Source organism: Streptomyces sp. NPDC002004 (genome assembly GCF_053593975.1).
Genome location: NZ_JBSFDP010000008.1, coordinates 247,931 through 268,584 on the forward strand (window position 1 = coordinate 247,931; position 20,654 = coordinate 268,584).

The window sequence follows — 20,654 nt, forward strand, 5'->3', positions numbered from 1 at the left end:
GAGCCCTCCCTAGCGGAAAGCCACGGATGTGAGTCAGGCCCTCGACGCGCCGTCCCGCACGGCGCCCCTCGCGCCCCCCGCCCCCACCGAAGACCTCGCGGTGCTCGCCGCCCGGCACGGCCTCACGGTCAGCGGGGCCCGGCCCTCGCTGCCCGCCTACGTCCGGCAGCTGTGGCAGCGCCGTCACTTCATCACGGCGTTCGCGACCGCCAAGCTGACCTCCCAGTACAGCCAGGCGAAGCTCGGCCAGGTCTGGCAGATCATGACGCCGCTGCTCAACGCGGCCGTCTACTACTTCATCTTCGGCATCCTGATGAACACCAAGCGCGGTGTTCCGGACTACGTTCCGTTCCTGGTCACCGGCGTCTTCATCTTCACCTTCACGCAGCAGTCCGTGATGGCCGGCACCCGCGCCATCTCGGGCAACCTGGGCCTGGTCCGCGCGCTGCACTTCCCGCGCGCGGCGCTCCCCGTCTCCTTCTGCCTTCAGCAGCTCCAGCAGCTGCTGTTCTCGATGTGCGCGCTGGTCGTGATCCTGCTCGGCTTCGGCGTCCCGCCGACCATGCACTGGCTGCTCGCCCTCCCGGTCCTGGTGCTCCAGTTCACCTTCAACACCGGACTCGCGCTGGTCATGGCGCGGATGGGCAGCAAGACGCCGGACATCGCGCAGCTCATGCCGTTCCTGCTGCGCACCTGGATGTACGTCTCCGGCGTGATGTGGAGCCTCGACAAGGTGCTCCACGGGCACAAGAGCCTGCCGCACATCGTGCAGGTCCTGCTGGGCTGCAACCCGGCCGCCGTCTACATCGACCTGATGCGCTACTCGCTGATCGACAGCTTCCACGCGCACCAGCTTCCGCACCACGTCTGGGCCTGGGCCCTGGGCTGGGCGCTGCTGGCCGGCGTCGGCGGGTTCATCTACTTCTGGAAGGCTGAGGAGACGTACGGCCGTGGCTGAGCACCTCGCACACCCCGAGCACCCGCAGCACCCCATGGACGAGCCGGTTCCCACCGTCGTCGTCGACCACGTCGACATCGTCTACCGCGTCAACGGCACCGGCGCGGGCCGCGGCACCGCCACCGCGGCCCTGAACCGCATCGTCCGCGGCAAGAAGGCCGAACAGGCCGCCGGCGTCCGCAAGGTGCACGCCGTCAAGGACGTCTCCTTCACCGCGTACAAGGGCGAGGCCATCGGCCTGATCGGGACGAACGGCTCCGGCAAGTCGACGCTCCTGAAGGCCGTCGCCGGCCTGCTGCCCGTCGAGAACGGCCACATCTACACCAACGGCCAGCCCTCGCTCCTCGGCGTCAACGCGGCTCTGATGGGCGACCTGACCGGCGAGCGCAACGTCTACCTCGGCGGGCTCGCGATGGGCATGTCCCGCGAGGAGATCCGCGACCGCTACGACGAGATCGTCGACTTCTCCGGCATCAACGAGAAGGGCGACTTCATCTCGCTGCCGATGCGCACGTACTCCTCGGGCATGGCCGCGCGGCTGCGGTTCTCCATCGCCGCCGCCAAGGACCACGACGTGCTGCTCATCGACGAGGCGCTCGCCACCGGCGACCGGTCCTTCCAGCGCCGCTCGGAGGAACGCATCCGCGAGCTGCGCCGGCACGCGGGCACCGTGTTCCTGGTCAGCCACAACAACAAGTCGATCCGCGACACCTGCGACCGCGTGCTGTGGCTGGAGCGCGGGGTGCTCCGCATGGACGGCCCGACGGAGGACGTCCTCAGGGAGTACGAGGCCTTCACCGGCGGCAGCGACAAGGCCGCGACGCCGGCGGCGCAGGCCCCGAAGCCCCGGAATCCGGAGCCGGCCAGGGCGTCCTGAGACACGGTCCGGCCCGTGACCACCGCCGGTACGCCCGCCAGGACGCGGACGTACCGGGACCACGGCCCGGACCCGTCCACGGCTCGACCCGCCACGGCCTGGACCCACCACGACTCGGGCCCGTCCACGGCCCGGACCGGCCACCGCGTGGACCGGCCACCGCCCGGACCCGGCCGCAGGCCCCGCCCCTGATCCACAGGAGCCCATCCCGCCCGTTTTGTCCGATCAACATCCGGATCGTTACACTATGGCGGTATGCCTACGCTGAGCGTCATCGTCCACGGCCGTAACGTCCAGGGCCACCTGGGCGACCTCCTGGACTCCGTCGCGGCCCAGCCCTGCGACGGGGCCGAGGTCGTCGTCGCCGCCGTGGGCGCCTCGGCGCAGCGGATCGCCGAGGAGCACGCGGCGCGCGACCCCCGTGTGGTGCCGGTCCCACTGCCCGCCGGAACCGGCGACGGCGCGGCGCGTGCCGCGGGCGCCGCCCGGGCCACCGGGGACTGGCTGCACTTCGTACGCGGCAAGGACCGACTGCCCCCGGGCGCCCTGCGCACCGTCGCCGACCATCTCACCGGGCTCCCCGGCACCGTGGACGTGCTGCTCCTGGACCACATCAGGTCGACCTGGCACACCCCCGGGGTGCCGAGCGAGGACAGCGCCGTGCTGGCCCGCGCTGGGCATGCGGACGTCGCCCTGGACGCCGTTCCCGACCTGCTGACGACGGCACCGCTGCTGGGCACGAAGGTCCTGCGCGCGGCGTACTGGCACGCCCACGCCGACGGTGCGTTCTCCGGCGACGACGAGCTCCCCCTCGCGTATGCGGCGCTGCTCTGCGCCCGCCGTGTCGCCTGCCTCGACCGGGTGGCGCTGGACGACCGCCGGCTCCGCCCGGCGAGCCTTCCGCCGCCGGCGCCCGAGGACCACTACGCGCTGATCGGGCAGTTCGAGGCGGTGCAGCGGCTGATGGCCCGGCTGAGCACCCCCGCGGGGCCGCGAGCCGCGCTGTACGAGGTGATGGTGCAGGAGGCCCTGCGCGTCATCGCCCGGGGCGAGCTGCCGGAGCCGGTGGCCCGGGAGTTCTTCCACCGGGCGTCGGCGGTCGCCCGCACCTGGCGTCCCCCGGGCCACCGGGGACCCGGCGGCCTGGAGGGGGTGCGCCGGACCCTGCTCGACGACGACGCGTTCGCCCGGTACCGGGTCTTCCAGACCGTCAACCACAAGCGGCGCGAGCTGAAGTCCGCGGTCCTGGCCCGCAGGCGGCGGCTCGGCGCGAAGGTGCGCCGCCACCAGTACCGCACCGGGCTGAGGCGGCCCCTCGACCCGGACCTCGCCGTGTTCTCGGCGTACTGGGACCGGGGCATGGCCTGCAACCCGGCGGCGATCGCCGCGAAGCTCGCCGAACTCGCCCCGCACATCCACCAGGTGTGGGTGGTGTCCGCGGCGAACGCGCCGCTGCTGCCGCCCGGTACCGACCACGTCGTGCCCGGTACCCGCCGCTACGGCGAGGTGATGGCGCGCGCCACGTACCTCGTCAACAACGTCAACTTCCCCAGCGCGGTGGTCAAGCGCCCGGGCACGATCCACCTCCAGACGCACCACGGCACCCCGCTCAAGCGCATGGGCCTGGACCAGCTGGAGTACCCGGCCGCGGCCAAGGGCCTCAACTTCCGCAGTCTGCTCGCCCGCGTCGACAAGTGGGACTACAGCGTCTCGGCGAACAGCCACTCCACCGAGATGTGGGAGCGGGCCTACCCGTCGCACTACGTCTCCCTCGACCACGGCTATCCGCGCAACGACATCTACTACCGGGCGACCGCGGCGGACGTGCGCGCCGTCCGCGAGAAGCTCGGCATCGCACCCGGCCGCACCGCGATCCTCTACGCGCCCACGCACCGCGACTACGAGGCGACCTGGACCCCCCGCCTGGACCTGAAGGCCCTGGCGAACCGGCTGGGCGAGAACACGGTGCTCCTGGTCCGCGGCCACTACTTCTACGGCGGCGCCGCCTCCCCGACAGCGGGGCTGCGCCACACCGGCCGGATCGTCGACGTCTCCGCGTACGACCCCGTCGAGGAGCTGGCCCTCGCCGCGGACGCGCTGATCACGGACTACTCCTCGATCATGTTCGACTACGCCAATCTGGACCGCCCGATCGTCGTCTTCGCCGACGACTGGGAGACGTACGCGAAGACGCGCGGCGTGTACTTCGACCTGATGGCCGAGGCGCCCGGCCATGTCGCCCGCACCCAGGGCGAGCTGGCGGACCTCCTCGCATCGGGCGCCTGGCGCGACGAGGAGGCCGCGAAGGCCCGCGCCGCGTTCCGGCGCCGCTTCTGCGAGTTCGACGACGGGCACGCGGCCGAACGCGTCGTGCGCCGGGTGTTCCTCGGCGAGAGCGAGGAGTCCCTGCCGCCCGTGATCCCCGTCGACGAGCGCACGCCCGCGCCGACCCCGGAGGAGGCCGCACGCCGATGAGCACGCCCACCACGCCGACCGTTCCCGACGTCACCGTCACCGTCATCGTGCACAACGACGCCGACCGGCTGCCCCGCGCGGTGGCGTCCGTGCGCCGCCAGACGCACCGCTCCCTCGACATCGTCATCAGCGACGACCACTCGACCGACGCCACGCCCCAGGTCGCCCGGGCCCTGGCCGCCGAGGACGAGCGCATCACCTACCTCCGCCTCCCCGAGAACAGCGGCGGATGCAGCGCTCCCCGCAACCGCGCCCTGGACATCTCCCGCTCCCCGTACGTGATGTTCCTCGACAGCGACGACGAACTCACCCCCCACGCCGTGGAGGTGCTGCTCGCCGCGCACCGGGACCGTGCCGTCGACTTCACGATGGGCGCGGTGGAACGCATACGCGTCGACACCGGATCCCGCTCCACCTGGATGCCGCACCTGGTCGCCGACCGGCGCACGGTGGAGGGGATCGAGGCCGAACCCCGGCTGCTCTTCGAGCACTTGTCGACGAGCAAGATGTACGCGAGGGAGTTCCTGGACCGCCACCGGCTCCGCTTCCCCGAGGGCATCCACTACGAGGACCAGCTGTTCTCGGCACAGGCGTACTGTCTCGCCGACGCGTTCACGGTCGTCCCCGAGCCGGTCTACCGCTGGTACATCGCGCCCTACGCCGACGCCGACGAGGCCTCGATATCCAACCAGCGGCACAAGCTGGGCAACGTCCGCGACCGGGTCCACGTCCAGCGCCTCATCGACTCCTTCCTCGTCGACAGCGGCCACGGCGCGATCCGCGAGGACAAGGACTTCAAGTTCCTCAAGCACGACTTCCGCATGTACGCGGGCGACCTCCCCTACCGGGACGACGCCTGGCTGGCCGGCTTCGCCGACATCGTGAACCCGTACCTGGACACCCTGGCGCCCGGCGCCTACGCCCGTCTCCCGCGCGCGGAACGCGTCGTCCTGCGGCTGGTGCGCGACGGACGCCTCGCGGACGCCCGCCTGGCGGCGCGCGGCCTCGGCCACGGCGTGGGCCCGCGCACCGTCTCCGTCGGGCCGGACGGCCACGAGTACTGGGGCGACCGGGTCCCGGACACCGAGGACGGCCGCCGCGAACTCGACCTGACCGACCAGGCCCTGGATGCGCGTCCTTTCGAAGTGGCCCAGTTCCGCCACGAGATCACGGACATCGCCGAGGGCCCGGGCGCGAGCCTCGACCTGACGATCCGCACCTACGATCCCGGCCTGCGCCTGCCCGTCGGACCGAAGGTCGCCCGGCTCCTGCTCTCCCCCGGCCGCCGCCGCCAGACGACGGCGTTCCGCCTGGACCCCGTGCGCCCCGGCGTCTTCGAGGGCCGGGTCCGGCTGGACCTCGCGACGGCGCCGCTTCCGCTGCACGGCTTCTCCGGCGTGCGCCACCCGGTCCTCCAGCTGGAGGAACACCGCCTCCGCAACACCGGCGTCCTCCTCGCTCCCCTCGGCTTCCCGCCCGTCTCGGCCCGCGTGGACTACCACCACGGCGCGGCCCCGCACCGTGTGACGGTCGAACCCGAGGGCCGGGGCCCCGGCCGCCTCCAGATCCGCTGGCACCCGGTGGGCCTCACGGCCCGGGTCGTACGCCCACTCGTCCACCGGCTGGCACGCCCGAGGATCCGGGAGGCCGCGAAGCTCGTGGCGAGCGCCCTCAAGTAGCGCGCCCGCCCGTGGATCACCCCACGACTTGGTACAGCACCTGCCCGCCGGGCCCCGTGGCCACCTGCCGCAGCGCCGGATCGCGGGGCCCGAGCCCCCCGTCCCCGGGCCGCTGCACGATCCACCGCACCCCGTACTCCCGCAGCACCGCCCGCCGTTCGGCGACCGTCGCCCCCGGCGCGAAGTACCGGTCGACCGCGGCCGCCCGCTCCCGCTCGTCCGGCAGGAAGACGTCCGGGTAGCCGGGGGCGACCGTGTACGCCCCGTACGCGGGGATCTGCCGCGCGGGAAACGTCCTGGCGAGCACGACGTCGCCGTACCGCACCCACGGGGTGATCCAGTGGTACCCGGTCCACGGCGCACGGTACTTGTCGGCGACCACCCGGGGCAGCGCCGACGGCGGCACCACATAGCCGAGGGCCCCCGACTGCGCCCACGCGCCCACGGCCAGCGCGGCGCCGAGCACCCCCGCGAAGACGCCCCGCAGGACCGTCCGTCCCCGCTCGAAGACCTCCAGCGCCGCCGCCACCTGCGCCGGGATCAGCACGGCGGGCAGCGCACGCCCCCACGAGTAGTGCCCGGTCAGCCCGCCCGCCGCGTACACCGCCGCGCCCAGTACGAAGAACAGCACCAGCGGATCGCGCCGGTCGCGCCCCCACCGCAGCGCGAGCGCGGCCACCCCGACCATGACGAACCCGAACCGGGCCGGCAGCGCCCCGTACAACGGCCGGTGGACCAGCTCCAGCCCTCCGACCCCGAGCAGCGCGAAGAAGTCGTAGTACGGCCACAGGGCCAGCACCACCAGCCCGAGCCCGAGACCGGCGGCCAGCCGCAGGAACACCGCGCGCGGTGGCCGGGGCCGCTCCCCCAGCACCATGGCCAGCGCCCCCAGCGAAGCGACCACGCCCGTGAACTGATGGCTCAGCAGCACCACCGACCACATCAGCCCCAGGGCCAGGAACACCGCCCAGGAGGCCGCCCTGTGCAGGGCGGAGCGCAGCAGCGCCCACAGGTGGAAGGACAGCCCGAGGGCGAAGGTGCTGGGATACGACACCGTGAGGGACAGCGAGTCCAGGCCGGTGAAGCCGCTCCAGGCGAAGACCTGAGTACCCCACAGGAAGAACAGACACAGCACGGCGAGCGCCGCCGCGGCGCGCCGCCCGGTGAACGTACCGACGAACCGCGAGACACCCGTGACCAGCAGCGCCAGGCCGATCAGCGCCGCGACGCGCAGGACGACGAAGGTGCCCATACCGGTCACCCGGGCGAGGCCGCCGAGCAGCACGGTCCACGGTGAGTAGTACGGGCTGGGGACGTCCGCGGCGACCAGCGGGTCGCCGGGGTCGAGCAGCCGGTGCCGCAGCCGCTCGACGGTCGCCGCGTGCATCCCGAGGTCACCGACCCAGGGCAGCCGCACGACGACGGCGAGCAGGAACAGCAGGACGAGCAGGAACAGCGCGGGCAGGACGTAGGAGACGGCCCCGGGGGGCGTCCTCGTACGGGCCGTGCCCGGCTCTCGGGGGCCGGCGCGGCCCGTGGGACACCTCCTAGCGCCGGCGCGCCGCGTCATTCTGGAAGACCCACGTCCGGTAGACGAGGAAGCGGAAGGCCGAGGCGAGGACGATCGAGAGCGCCTTGGCGACATTGGAGCCGAGCGGTCCGCTCATCCCCGCCCCGTGGTACCCGGCGTAGAAGAGCACGCTCTCCATCAGGACGCCGAGCCCGCTGAAGACGAAGAACAGCGCGATCTGCCGACGGGTGCGCCGCTCCCGGTCCCGGTAGGCGTAGAAGCGGAAGCCGAGGTAGTTGGTGCCCATGGCCACGACGCTGGCGACCGCCGTTGCGGCCATGGCGCCCACACCGAGGCCGTGCAGCAGCAGGTTGAACACGAGGAAGTTGACCGCGACCCCGCTGCCGCCGACCATGCCGAACTTCGCAAGCTCCGCGAGGACGCGGCGCGGCCCGGCGGTGGGGACGTGGGGCGCCTGCAGGACGGGGAGCGCGGCAATGGGACGCTCGGCGGTCTTCACGGTCACGGCGCGGCCCCTCCCGGGCCTCGCGGGAGACCCGATTCATCGGACAGTCGCGCCCACCTTAGTGGTATTGCCCGAAATAACCGAAACACCCCGCACTGTCCAGTACGGGGTGTTTCGTTGCTGTCGCGGGGCGTCAGCTGGACCGCGGGCCTGCCATGGCGCGGGCCGTGCGTCAGCTGTGCTGGCGCAGCAGCGTCCGCATCGTCCGCATCGCCACCGACAGGTTCGCCAGGTCGAACGTCTCCGAGCCCTGGATCTCCTCCAGCGTCGTGCGCGCCCGGCTCAGGATGGCCGCGTTCTTCTCCTCCCACGCCGTGAAGCGCTGCTCCGGCGTGGAGGCGCCGTTGCCGGCGCCGAGAACGTCGGCGGTGAGCGCCGCGTGCGCCGCGAAGAGGTCCTCGCGGATCGCCGCACGGGCCATCGACTGCCACCGGTCGGCGCGCGGCAGCTCGATGATGCGGTCCATGAGCTGGGTGATCCGCAGCCGGTCGGCGAGGTCGTAGTAGACCTCGGCGACGGCCATCGGGTCCTTGCCGGTGCGGTCGGAGATCGCCACGATGTCGAGCGTCGGGAACGCCGAGGAGAACCCGGCGACCCGCTGCGCGAGCTCCTCCGGCACACCGGCGCCCACCAGCTCGTCGAGGATCTGCTCGTACCACTCGAGGTCGGCGCCGCGCAGCAGCTTCGGCAGCTCGGACCAGACCTGGGCGACACCCTCGCTGAAGAAGCCGATGGTCTCGGTGAGCTGGAGCGGCTGCGGCCGGTTGTTCAGCAGCCAGCGCGTACCGCGCTCGACGAGGCGGCGCGAGTGGAGCCGGATCCGGGTCTGCACGTCGGCGGCGACGATGTTGTCGAGCGCCTCGACCGCGTCCCACACCGCGCCCAGCCCGAAGATGTCCCGCGCGGCCGTGTGGGCCCGCACGATCTCCTCCATGGAGGCCCCGGTCTCCTCGCGCAGCCGGTGCAGGAACGTCGTACCGCCGGTGTTGACGGTGTCGTTGACCAGCAGCGTCGTGACGATCTCGCGGCGCAGGGCGTGCTTGTCGACCTGCTCGGAGAACTTCTCGCGCAGCGCCTGCGGGAAGTACGCGTGCAGCAGCCTCTGCAGGTACGGGTCGTCCGGCAGCTCGGTGCCGATGAGCTCGTCGGCCGCGGTGATCTTGGTGTAGGCGAGCAGCACGGCCAGCTCGGGCTGGGTCAGACCGCGTCCGGAGTTCAGCCGCTCCCGGATCTGCCGGTCGGCCGGCAGGAACTCCAGGCCCCGGTCCAGCTTGCCCTCGCGCGTCATACGGCGCATGTAGCGCTGGTGGGCGTGGAGCAGCGACGGCGCCTGGACGACCGCGTTGGCGAGGGCCACGTTCTGCGCGTAGTTGTTGCGCAGCACCAGCGCGCCGACCTCGTCGGTCATCTCGGCGAGCAGCTTGTTGCGCTGCTTGACCGTCATGTCGCCGTCCGCGACGACCGAGTTCAGCAGGATCTTGATGTTCACCTCGTGGTCGGAGGTGTCCACGCCCGCGCTGTTGTCGATGGCGTCGGTGTTGACCTTGCCGCCGTGCTGCGCGAACTCGATCCGGCCGAGCTGGGTCAGACCCAGGTTGCCGCCCTCGCCGACGACCTTGACGCGCAGGTCGGCGCCGTCGACGCGGATCGCGTCGTTGGCCTTGTCGCCGACGTCGGCGTTCGACTCGGTGGACGCCTTGACGTACGTACCGATGCCGCCGTTCCACAGCAGGTCCACCGGGGCGCTGAGCACGGCCTGCATCAGCTCGGCCGGGGTCATCTTGGCGACGCCGGACTCGATGCCGAGCGCCTCGCGGATCTGCGGGTTGAGCTGGATCGCCTTGGCGCTGCGCGGGAAGATCCCGCCGCCGTGCGACAGCAGCTCCTTGTCGTAGTCGGCCCAGGAGCTGCGGGGCAGCTCGAACAGGCGGCGGCGTTCGGCGTAGGAGACGGCCGCGTCCGGGTTCGGGTCGATGACGATGTGCCGGTGGTCGAAGGCGGCGACCAGGCGGATGTGCTCGGACAGCAGCATGCCGTTGCCGAAGACGTCACCGGACATGTCGCCGACACCGACGACGGTGAAGTCCTGCGTCTGGGTGTCGTGGCCCAGCTCCCGGAAGTGCCGCTTCACGGACTCCCAGGCGCCGCGGGCGGTGATGCCCATGCCCTTGTGGTCGTAGCCCGCGGAGCCGCCGGAGGCGAAGGCGTCGCCGAGCCAGAAGTTGTACTTGTCCGCCACCGAGTTGGCGATGTCGGAGAAGGTCGCGGTGCCCTTGTCGGCGGCGACGACGAGGTAGGTGTCGTCCCCGTCGTGGCGGACCACGTCGGCCGGGGGCACGACCTCGCCGCCGACCATGTTGTCGGTGATGTCGAGCAGCGCCGAGATGAACGTCTTGTACGAGGCCACGCCCTCGGCGAGCCAGGCGTCCCGGTCCGCGGACGGGTCGGGCAGCTGCTTGGCGACGAAGCCGCCCTTCGCGCCGACCGGCACGATGACGGTGTTCTTCACCATCTGCGCCTTCACCAGGCCCAGGATCTCCGTGCGGAAGTCCTCACGCCGGTCGGACCAGCGCAGACCGCCTCGCGCGACCTTGCCGAAGCGCAGGTGCACGCCCTCGACGCGGGGCGAGTAGACCCAGATCTCGTACGCCGGGCGCGGCGCCGGCAGGTCCGGGATGGCCTGCGGGTCGAACTTCATCGAGACGTAGCTGTGCGGCTGCCCGCCCGTCGTCTCCTGGAAGAAGTTCGTGCGCAGCGTCGCCTTGATGACGGTGAGGAAGGAGCGCAGGATCCGGTCCTCGTCGAGCGAGGCGACCTGGTCGAGCGCGGCGTCCAGCTCCTCCAGCAGGGCGTCGGTCAGTTCGACGCCGGCGCGCTGGCGGTCCGGGGACATCCGGGCCTCGAAGAGCGAGACGAGCAGCCGCGTGGTGTGGACGTTGTTGCGGAGGGTGTCCTCCATGTAGTCCTGGCTGAACGTCGACCCGGCCTGCTTCAGGTACTTCGCGTAGGCGCGCAGCACCATCGCCTGGCGCCAGTTCAGCCCGGCGCTGAGCACCAGGGCGTTGAAGCCGTCGTTCTCGGCGGAGCCGGTCCAGGTCGCGGCGAACGCCTCCTGGAACCGCTCACGGGCGTCGTCGCCGAGGTAGTCGCCGCCGTTGCCGGAGGCCGACTTGGGCATGCGCAGACCGAAGTCGTAGATCCACGCGGTCGAGCGGTCCACCAGCCGCAGCTCGTGCGGGCGCTCGTCGGTGACCTCGACGCCGAGGCGGTTGAGCACCGGCAGCACCGCGGACAGCGAGACCGGCGCACCCGTGCGGTAGATCTTGAAGCGGCGTTCGCCGGGCGCGGCGCCCACCGGCTCGTACAGGGAGAGCGCGAAGTCCTTGTCGCCGGCCTTCACCTGCTCCAGGTGGACCAGGTCGGCGACGGCCGCGCGCGGCGAGTGGTCGGCCTTGTAGCCCTCGGGGAAGGCGCCGGAGTAACGGCGCAGCAGCTCGGCCGCGTGCTCCTCGCCGCACTCGGCGTTGAGCGCCTCGGCGAAGCCGTCGGCCCAGGAGCGGGCCGCCTCGACGAGCCGGGCCTCGATGCGCTCCTTCTCGGCGTCGGTGAGCTTCGGCAGCGAGGTGCCGGGCGCCACACGGACGACGAAGTGGAGGCGGGAGAGGACGGACTCGGTGTTCCACGCCGTGAAGTCGACGCTGACGCCGTTGAGCTCCTCCTTGAGGATGTCGATGATCCTCAGGCGGACGCTGGTGGTGTACCGGTCGCGCGGCAGGTACACGAGCGCGGAGTAGTAGCGCCCGTACTCGTCCTTGCGCAGGTACAGCCGCAGCCGACGGCGCTCCTGCAGGTACAGCACGCTGGTGACGATGGACCGCAGCTCGTCGGCCGGGGTCTGGAACAGCTCGTCGCGCGGGTACGTCTCCAGGATCTGGAGCAGGTCGCGGCCGTCGTGGCTGTTGGGCGAGAAGCCCGCGCCCTTGAGGACCTCGGCGACCTTGCGGCGGACCACGGGCACGCGGAGCACGGACTCGGTGTACGCGGCGGACGAGAAGAGCCCCAGGAAGCGGCGCTCCCCGATCACATTGCCCTTCTCGTCGAACTTCTTGACGCCGACGTAGTCGAGGTAGGACGGGCGGTGCACGGTGGCGCGGCTGTTGGCCTTGGTCAGGACGAGCAGCTTGTGCTCGCGGGCCTTCGCGCGGGCATCCGCGGGCAGCCGGCTGAAGGAGGGGCTGACCGGGTGGTGGTCCTCCGCGTCGTGGCGCGGGTCCGAACGCAGGATGCCGAGGCCGGTGCCGGGGACCGCGGCGAGCGAGTCGTCGTCGCGGAGCTCGTACTCGCGGTAGCCGAGGAACGTGAAGTGGTTCGCGGAGAGCCAGCGCAGCAGCTCGCGGGCCTCCTCGACCTCCTGGGCGGGCAGGTCGTCCGCGGTGGGCTCGGAGGGCAGCTCGTCGGCCATGCGCAACGCGGCGTCGCGCATCTTCTCCCAGTCCTCGACGGCCTCGCGGACGTCGGACAGGACACGCAGCAGATCGGCGGTGATCTGCTTGAGGTCGGCGCGGTCGGTCTCGCGGTCGGTCTCGACGTGGATCCAGGACTCGATCAGCGCGTCGTGCGGCAGGGAGTCGCTGTCGGCCGTCTCGCGCGGCAGCACCTCGAGCAGCTTGCCGGTGAGGTCGCGGCGGACCACGATCTGCGGGTGGATCACCACGTGGATGCCGCGGTTCTGCCGGGACAGCTCGTTGGTGACCGAGTCGACGAGGAAGGGCATGTCGTCCGTGACGACCTCGACGACGGAGTGGCTGCAGGTCCAGCCGTTCTCCTCGACGGTCGGCGTGTGGACCCGGACGTTCGCGGTGCCCTGCGGACGGTTCTCGGCGAGCCGGTAGTGCGAAACCGCCGCGCCGAACACGTCGACCGGGTCGCGGTCGGCGAGGTCCTCCGGGGCGGTGTGCAGGTAGTAGCGCTGGAGGAACGCGAGCACGTTGTCCTGGTCTGGGGTGCCCTCGCCCGTCGTCCCAGTCGGAAGGTGCCCCCCGACCGGGCTGTTCTCAGCTACCCGGGCCGCCCGTGCGAGCAGCTCGGCCTTGGCTTCGTCCAGCTTGGTCTGCATTGTCCTCTGACTCCTGTCGCGCGCCGTTGCGTGACGTAGAAGGAAAAAGTGAGACGTAACGCCGCGACACGGGGTGTCCGGTCGAGGTCGACGTCATGCCGCGATGTGATGGGCGCGGAGGGTTGTCGGCCAAGGTCGCCGCGCTCGGCGAGGTGGTCGGCGAGTGCGCCTGTACTGACGGGCCACCCTGTCCGCGGGGATCAGCGACCGCCGCCCGGCCACGGATGTACTCCGTGTGCTCCGGGCGCAGGGCAGGGGCGACGGTGCCCCCGCGGGATATCGCGCTGATCACGCGTCCAAGGCTATCGCCCTCCACGGGGGAGTCGTCATGAGCCGTATGTGTACAAAAGCAGGCGTGGAACTTTGACAGTCTGCACAGGGCTTTTCCGCGTATGTTGTGCGGATGGGCCGAGGTAGGGGTACGGGGCACCGGTACTCCGGGGGGAGCCTCACACTCCGGTGGGCATCGCCTGCGGAGCGCACCGGGGGTCCGTTGTGCGGAGCACGTCAGTGGCCTTCTGGGCCTTCCCTGCGGAGCACGTCGGGGCTTCCCCCTTCGGAGCACGCCGAGGTTTCACCCGCGGAGCGGCGCGCCGGGGCCTTCCCCCGGAGCACGTCGGAACCTCGCACGGAGCGACAGATTCCGGCCAGAAGCGTGGGGTCTTGCCGGAGCACGCGTGCGGGTGCAGGTTGGGCGGGTAGTCCCTGCTCGACCGATTTGAGGGGAGCGCGCGGCGATGACAGCAAAGATCCTGATCGTGACCGGTGACGCGGCGGAGTCACTGGAGGTCCTCTATCCGTATCAGCGGCTGCGCGAGGAGGGGTACGACGTCCACATCGCCGCACCCTCGCGCAAGAAACTCCAGTTCGTCGTCCACGACTTCGAGCCCGGCTTCGACACGTACACCGAAAAGCCCGGTTACACCTGGCCCGCCGACCTCGCCTTCTCCGAGGTCGACCCGGGCGACTACGTCGCCGTCGTCATCCCCGGCGGCCGGGCACCCGAGTACCTGCGCAACGACCCCGAACTGCGCAAGATCCTGAAGTCGTTCTTCGACTCCGACAAGCCCGTCGCGCAGATCTGCCACGGCCCGCTGCTCACGGCCGCGGTCGACGGCCTGAGCGGACGCCGCGTCACGTCGTACCCGGCCCTGGAGCCGGACATGCTGGCCGCGGGCGCCGACTTCAAGGACACGGAGGCCGTGGTCGACGGCACCCTCGTCTCGTCCCGCGCCTGGCCCGACCACCCGGCCTGGATGCGGGAGTTCCTCGCGGTGCTGCGCTCCAAGGCGCCGGTGAGCTGAGGTTCACGGGGCGGCAGGCGCGACGGGGTGGCCGTCCGCCCACGCCGCCGTACCGGCGGGCGGGGGGGTGGCGGGCCGACCGTGGGAGCGGGGTGCACGCCGGCCACCGGAGGGGACATGGCCCGGCCGTGGGCGCGGGATACCGGCTGCCGTCGGAACAGGACGCCGGGTGTCCTGCCCGAGCGGACCGCGTCCGTACCGCCCGGCGGCTCAGCCCGGCCCAGGGCTATGCCGAGGCGAGGCGCCTCGCCTCGTGGACGGCCTCGGCGAGCGTGTCCACGACCGGCGCGCCGACGTCCTGCAGACTGGCGCGGCTGTGGGAACCCCCCGTGTACAGCACGGCGTGCGCCCCGGCGTGCCGGGCGGCCACGGCGTCGTCGGCCGCGTCACCGATGACGACCGTGCGCGCAGGGTCGATGCCGTTGAGCACGGACAGGTGCCGCACCATGTGCTCGGCCTTGCTGCCGCCGGACGGACCGGTGCGCCCGTCGACGCGTATGAAGTGGGCCTCGATCCCGAAGCCCCTGACCAGCGGCACGAGGTCGTCGTGGCCGTACATGCTCAGGATCGACTGGCTGTGTCCCGCCGCCCCCCAGTCCGCGAGCAGCACCTCGGCCCCGTCGGCGAGCCCGCAGCGTACACGGTGGTCGGCGTAGTGCCGGTGGAAGGCGTCGTCCATGGCCCGCCACTCGGTCTCCGTGGGAAGCCGCCCCATCAGCCGCTCGTAGAACCGCGGGATCGGCACGCAGTACAGCTCCCGGTACCGCTCCAGGGTGATCGGCGCCAGCCCGATCTCCTCGAAGGCGGCATTGGTCGCGCCGATGACCGCGTCGTTGTCGTGAAACAGCGTGCCGTTCCAGTCCCACACAATGTGGGCGCCGTTCTTCCCCATGCCTAGAACGTACCCGCTGCCACCGACAACGGACCGCGACGGCCCACCACGGAGGACGCTCGCCCTGCCCGGCGGGGCGGCACGCGGCGCCGTCCGCGTCGCGGCGCGCGCACCGTGACGGAGACGTTCCCCCCGGTCAGCCGCCGAGCCCGATCAGGTTCGGGATCTCCTGCGTCGCGTACCAGAGCAGTTCGTGGTCCTCGGCCCCGTCCACGACGAACTGCGCGTCGTCGTCGCCCTGGTCGGCGGCACCCAGCGCATCGGCCGCCGCCGCGACGTCCGGCTCGGCGTCGTCGGAGTCCACATGGACGGCCGCCGCCTTCGACAGCCGCACCGCCGCCCCGATCCGCACCTCGCCCAGCGCCCCGGGGTCCAGTCCCCGGTCGGGGTCGGCCACCGCGTCCTGATCGCGTACGTCGACCGCGACGACGACCCTGCGCCGCGCGGTCCGCGGGTCCACCGCGAGCAGCCGCAGCGACGCGACGGCCGCCCGGGTGAGCGCCGCGTACTCGAGCTCCTCGATGTCGTCGGACACGTACCACTCGCGCAGGGCGGGCGTCACCGCGTACGCCGTCAGGGGCCCCGGTCCGAGCTCACCCGTCTTGTGCGCCTCTGCGAGACCGGGAAGGGTCAGGGGGACGTAGACGCGCATGCTGGCCACTTTCGTCGTCGTGTGGGCCTTCGGAGGAGGGCTTCAAGGGCTTCAGAATACGTGCGCGCGTCCCCCTTCGGGGCGCCCTCCCCCGCCCGCCCCCGCGTCCACCACGGGACACCGTGTCCCCGCCCGCCTCCGGCCGCCGCACGACCGCCGTCACTCTGATAGGTGATTCTCACCGTCGCCGGCCCCGCCCGAGACGGGCGTTGCGCCCCGCCCCGCCCCCTCGTACAAGATCCCCGACACAGGAAGTTACTGCTCGGTACGTCCAGGTGGCGGCCGGGTCCGGTGAGCGGGGGCTCAGCACGATGCACAAGGTGATGACACGCAGGACGACCGGCAGGCCCGCACGGACGGCCGCGGCGCCGCCCGGCGGGCCGGGGCGCTCCAGCCGCCCGCCGGGCCGCCGTGAAACCCGGCGCCCCACCGGCGGCCGCCCCACCGAGCGCCGTCTGCCCGCGCGCCGCGTCGGCGGCGGCACGGGCCCCGGTGCGGATCGCGTGGGCGGCGCAAGCCCCGGCGCCGGCCACGTCGGCGGCACCGGCTCGGATGCGGGCCGTCCCCGCACGGTGCCGGCAGCGCCTCCGCCGCGCCCCACCGATGTCTTCGCCGACAGGCTCCTCGCCGTGCTCAGCGGCATGCGCCCCGTGCACTGGATGCTGCGGCACACCGCGGGCGGCGCCTACGACGAGCTGGCGCGGCTCGCCGAACGCTCCCCGCTGCGCACACGCGGCGTCCGCCCGGTCGTCCGGGACGTCGGCTACTACGTCCCGCGGGCCGACGCCATCGAGGCCTTCGCCCGCATCGCGGCGGGCGGCCGGCTCCGCGCCATGGCCTTCCGCCTGGAGCGCGGCGCCGACCGGCGCTGGCGCTGCACCGCCGTCGAACTGGGCGGCTGACCGCCCACGGCGCGGCCGCACGCCCGGCAACGCGTGAGGGCCGGGCACCCCCGGGGTGCCCGGCCCTCATGTCACGTCACGGAGACGGCGTGCGTCACTTCTTGCGACGCCGCCCGGCCTTCTGCTGCTGGCGACGGCGCTCCGCACGCGTCAGACCGTCGGCCTCGGAACGGACCGGCTCGTTGTCGAAGTCGCCCTCGATCACGCTGCCGTCGCCGTCCACCTTCGGCGCGGTGAAGTGCAGCCGGTCCGGGCGCTGCGGCGCCTCGAGACCCTTCGCACGAATCTCCGGGCGGCCCACACCGGCCGGAACCGCGTCCTGGGCGTCCTTCGTCAGGGCGACCGGCTCGGCGTCCTCGACGGGAACCTCCTCGACATGCTGCTCGACCTGGACCTCCAGGTTGAACAGATAGCCGACGGACTCCTCCTTGATGCCGTCCATCATGGCGCCGAACATGTCGAAGCCCTCGCGCTGGTACTCGACCAGGGGGTCCTTCTGCGCCATGGCGCGCAGACCGATGCCCTCCTGGAGGTAGTCCATCTCGTAGAGGTGCTCACGCCACTTGCGGTCCAGGACCGACAGGACGACCCGGCGCTCCAGCTCCCGCATGATTTCGGAGCCGAGCTGCTTCTCGCGCTCCTGGTACTGCTCGTAGATGTCGTCCTTGACGGACTCGGAGATGAACTCGGCGGTCAGGCCCGCACGGTCGCCCGCGGCCTCCTCCAGCTCGTCGATGGTGACCTTGCACGGGTAGAGCTGCCGGAAGGCGCCCCACAGCCGGTCGAGGTCCCACTCCTCCGCGAAGCCGTCCGAGGTCTCCGCCTGGATGTAGGCGTCGATCGTGTCGTCCATGAAGTGCTGGATCTGCTCGTGCAGGTCCTCGCCCTCCAGGACGCGGCGCCGCTCGCCGTAGATGACCTCACGCTGCCGGTTGAGAACCTCGTCGTACTTGAGGACGTTCTTCCGGGTCTCGAAGTTCTGCGACTCGACCTGGGCCTGCGCGGAGGCGATGGCGCGGGTCACCATCTTGTTCTCGATCGGCACGTCGTCCGGGACGTTCGCCATCGACATCACGCGCTCGACCATCTGGGCCTTGAACAGACGCATCAGGTCGTCGCCGAGGGACAGGTAGAAGCGGGACTCGCCCGGGTCGCCCTGACGGCCGGAACGACCGCGCAGCTGGTTGTCGATACGGCGCGACTCGTGCCGCTCGGTGCCCAGGACGTACAGGCCGCCGCTTTCCTTGACCTCTTCGAACTCGGCCTTCACGGCCTGCTCGGCGCGCTCCAGCGCCGCCGGCAACGCGGCCGCCCACTCCTCGACGTGCTCGTCCGGGTCCAGACCGCGCTGGCGCAGCTCGGCCTCGGCCAGGTCGTCCGGGTTGCCGCCGAGCTTGATGTCCGTACCACGACCGGCCATGTTCGTGGCGACCGTGACGGCGCCCTTGCGGCCCGCCTGCGCGACGATGACGGCCTCGCGCTCGTGGTGCTTGGCGTTGAGCACCTCGTGCTGGACGCCGCGCTTGGAGAGCTGCTGCGACAGGTACTCGGACTTCTCGACCGACGTCGTACCGACCAGGACCGGCTGCCCCTTCTCGTGCTTCTCCACGATGTCGTCGACCACCGCGGCGAACTTGGCGACCTCGGTGCGGTAGATCAGGTCCGACTGGTCCACGCGGACCATCGGCCTGTTCGTCGGGATCGGGACGACACCCAGCTTGTAGATCTGGTGGAACTCGGCGGCCTCGGTCATCGCCGTACCGGTCATACCGGAGAGCTTGTCGTAGAGGCGGAAGAAGTTCTGCAGGGTGATCGTGGCGAGCGTCTGGTTCTCGTCCTTGATGTCCACCCCTTCCTTCGCCTCGATCGCCTGGTGCATGCCCTCGTTGTAGCGGCGGCCCGCGAGGATACGGCCCGTGTGCTCGTCGACGATCATGACTTCGCCGTCGATGACGACGTAGTCCTTGTCCTTCTTGAAGAGTTCCTTGGCCTTGATCGCGTTGTTCAGGTACCCGACGAGCGGGGTGTTCACCGACTCGTAGAGGTTGTCGATGCCCAGCCAGTCCTCGACCTTGGTGACACCGGGCTCGTGGATGGCGACGGTGCGCTTCTTCTCGTCGACCTCGTAGTCACCGGTCTCCTCGATGCCCTTGAGGGGGTTGCCCGCCTCGCCCTTCTTCAGGCGCAGGACGAGCTTCGCGAAGTCGCCGTACCACTTCGTGGCCTGGTCCGCCGGACCGGAGATGATCAGCGGCGTACGCGCCTCGTCGATGAGGATCGAGTCGACCTCGTCGACCACCGCGAAGTTGTGGCCGCGCTGCACCAGCTCGTCCTGCGACCACGCCATGTTGTCGCGGAGGTAGTCGAAGCCGAACTCGTTGTTCGTGCCGTACGTGATGTCGCATCCGTACTGCTCGCGGCGCTGCGCCGGCGTCATGTTGGCCAGGATGCAGCCCACGGACAGACCCAGGAACCGGTGGACGCGGCCCATCATCTCCGAGTCGCGCTCGGCCAGGTAGTCGTTGACCGTGATCAGGTGCACACCCTTGCCCGACAGGGCGTTCAGATACGCCGGCAGGGTACCCACCAGCGTCTTGCCCTCGCCGGTCTTCATCTCGGCCACATAGCCGAGGTGCAGGGCGGCGCCACCCATCATCTGGACGTCGTAGTGCCGCTGTCCCAGGACGCGCTTGGCGGCCTCGCGGACCGTCGCGAACGCCTCCGGCAGCAGGTCGTCGAGGCTCTCGCCGTCCGCGTACCGCTCCTTGTACTCGTCCGTGAGCGCGCGCAGCTCGGCGTCGGAGAGGCTCACGAAGTCCTCTTCGATGGAGTTGACCTGGTCCGCGATGCGGTGCAGCTTGCGCAGGATCTTGCCTTCGCCTGCACGCATGATCTTCGAGAGGACGGACACGGGGGTTGATCTCCTTGCCGGTCGGGCCTGGCACGGTCGGATTCGGTTGAGCAACGGCCATCGTATGCGAGGACCCCGCCGCACCGGGAGGTCTGCCGGTACGACAGCCACTAGGACAACGGACAGGAGCCGCGGAAGGTGCCGCCTTCCGGCACCGAAATGTGATGGCGCCGCCACCGGACCGGCGAGCAGAATCGGCGGATGGAGCCCGTCACACTGACCACCGACCGCCTGCTGCTGCGGCCCTTCGCCCCGGAGGACTCCGACGAGGTCCACGCCGCCTGCCAGGATCCCGAGATCCAGCGGTGGACGACGATCCCCTCCCCTTACGCCCACGAACACGCCGAGGACTTCGTCCTGCGCATGGCTCCCGAGGGCTGGCGCACCGACACGGAGTACACCTTCTCCGTACGTCCCGGGCAGGACGGTCCCGTCCTCGCCGCCGTCGGCCTGCACCACCCGCGCTCGGGCACCTGGGAGATCGGCTTCTGGGTCGCCAAGGAGCACCGGGGCCGCGGCTACATGCCCGAAGCCGTGCTCGCCGTGGCCCGCTGGGCCTTCACCGACCTCTCCTGCACCCGCCTCGAATGGCGCGCCGAGGTCGGCAACGCCCCCTCCCGCGCGGTCGCCGAGAAGTGCGGCTTCACGGTCGAGGGAGTGCTCAGAGCGGGCCTCCCGAACAAGGGCACGCTGCGGGACTGCTGGGTGGGCTCCCTGCTCCCGTCGGACCTGGGGCTGCCGCAGGCGGAGCCCTACCTGCCGCCGCGGCACTGATCCGCGCGCGGCAGCCGGCCCCGCCGCGGCAGGCGCCCCTGTCCGCCCGCGGGAATGCCGGCCACCGCGGCAGGCGCC

The 20,654-nt window shown here is 71.4% G+C and carries 13 protein-coding genes; 7 read left to right on the plus strand and 6 right to left on the minus strand.

All coding sequences use genetic code 11. The features are described from left to right. The first annotated feature begins 28 nt into the window (after positions 1-28). From ACWCP6_RS16025 to ACWCP6_RS16040, 4 genes are all read left to right on the plus strand, one after another. Positions 29-958 carry an ABC transporter permease gene (locus ACWCP6_RS16025; protein ID WP_450933029.1) on the plus strand — a complete coding sequence of 310 codons (930 nt, stop codon included), beginning with the start codon at positions 29-31 and terminating at the stop codon, positions 956-958. Positions 959-992: 34 nt separating this feature from the next. Next, positions 993-1,835: an ABC transporter ATP-binding protein gene (locus ACWCP6_RS16030; protein WP_450933066.1), complete on the plus strand. Its 843-nt coding sequence runs from the start codon at positions 993-995 to the stop codon at positions 1,833-1,835. 255 nt (positions 1,836-2,090) lie between these two features. Next, a complete protein-coding gene (locus tag ACWCP6_RS16035) occupies positions 2,091-4,310 on the plus strand; it encodes a CDP-glycerol glycerophosphotransferase family protein (RefSeq protein ID WP_450933030.1) in 2,220 nt (739 codons plus the stop codon). Continuing rightward, on the plus strand, positions 4,307-5,989 hold the full coding sequence (locus ACWCP6_RS16040) for a glycosyltransferase family 2 protein (RefSeq protein ID WP_450933031.1): 1,683 nt from the start codon (positions 4,307-4,309) through the stop codon (positions 5,987-5,989). Before ACWCP6_RS16035 ends, ACWCP6_RS16040 begins: the two co-directional genes overlap by 4 nt. Before the next feature lie 16 nt (positions 5,990-6,005). Here the strand turns inward: ACWCP6_RS16040 and ACWCP6_RS16045 are convergent, their stop codons facing one another. The 3 genes from ACWCP6_RS16045 to ACWCP6_RS16055 all read right to left on the minus strand — a co-directional run bounded on the left by ACWCP6_RS16045 (position 6,006) and on the right by ACWCP6_RS16055 (position 13,141). Next, complete coding sequence (locus tag ACWCP6_RS16045) at positions 6,006-7,559, minus strand: hypothetical protein (protein WP_450933032.1); 1,554 nt, start codon at positions 7,557-7,559, stop codon at positions 6,006-6,008. Beyond that, positions 7,537-8,025, minus strand: coding sequence for a GtrA family protein (locus ACWCP6_RS16050; protein ID WP_450933033.1), 489 nt, complete (start codon positions 8,023-8,025; stop codon positions 7,537-7,539). The genes ACWCP6_RS16045 and ACWCP6_RS16050 overlap by 23 nt, the downstream gene beginning before the upstream one ends. A 172-nt stretch (positions 8,026-8,197) precedes the next feature. Beyond that, positions 8,198-13,141 (minus strand): NAD-glutamate dehydrogenase, encoded by a 4,944-nt coding sequence (locus tag ACWCP6_RS16055; RefSeq protein WP_450933034.1) that lies wholly within the window; start codon positions 13,139-13,141, stop codon positions 8,198-8,200. A 737-nt stretch (positions 13,142-13,878) separates the two neighbouring features. On the opposite strand from ACWCP6_RS16055, the gene ACWCP6_RS16060 reads away from it, so the two are divergent. Beyond that, a complete protein-coding gene (locus tag ACWCP6_RS16060; protein WP_450933035.1) occupies positions 13,879-14,445 on the plus strand; it encodes a DJ-1/PfpI family protein in 567 nt (188 codons plus the stop codon). A gap of 226 nt (positions 14,446-14,671) precedes the next feature. On the opposite strand, the gene ACWCP6_RS16065 is transcribed toward ACWCP6_RS16060, so the two are convergent. Continuing rightward, positions 14,672-15,337: an HAD family hydrolase gene (locus ACWCP6_RS16065; RefSeq protein ID WP_450933036.1), complete on the minus strand. Its 666-nt coding sequence runs from the start codon at positions 15,335-15,337 to the stop codon at positions 14,672-14,674. Between the two features lie 136 nt (positions 15,338-15,473). Next, the gene (locus ACWCP6_RS16070; RefSeq protein ID WP_450933037.1) at positions 15,474-15,989 is read right to left on the minus strand and encodes a DUF6912 family protein; all 516 of its coding nucleotides are present in this window, start codon (positions 15,987-15,989) and stop codon (positions 15,474-15,476) included. Positions 15,990-16,300: 311 nt separating this feature from the next. Here ACWCP6_RS16070 and ACWCP6_RS16075 point away from each other — a divergent pair, with 311 nt between their 5' ends. Further along, positions 16,301-16,891, plus strand: a complete 591-nt coding sequence (locus ACWCP6_RS16075) for an Rv3235 family protein (protein ID WP_450933038.1) — start codon at positions 16,301-16,303, stop codon at positions 16,889-16,891. A gap of 94 nt (positions 16,892-16,985) precedes the next feature. Here ACWCP6_RS16075 and secA read toward each other — a convergent pair whose 3' ends face one another. Further along, positions 16,986-19,802, minus strand: coding sequence for a preprotein translocase subunit SecA (gene secA, locus ACWCP6_RS16080; protein ID WP_450933039.1), 2,817 nt, complete (start codon positions 19,800-19,802; stop codon positions 16,986-16,988). Positions 19,803-20,003: 201 nt separating this feature from the next. On the opposite strand from secA, the gene ACWCP6_RS16085 reads away from it, so the two are divergent. Beyond that, positions 20,004-20,576 (plus strand): GNAT family N-acetyltransferase, encoded by a 573-nt coding sequence (locus ACWCP6_RS16085; protein ID WP_450933040.1) that lies wholly within the window; start codon positions 20,004-20,006, stop codon positions 20,574-20,576. Positions 20,577-20,654 lie beyond the last annotated feature (78 nt).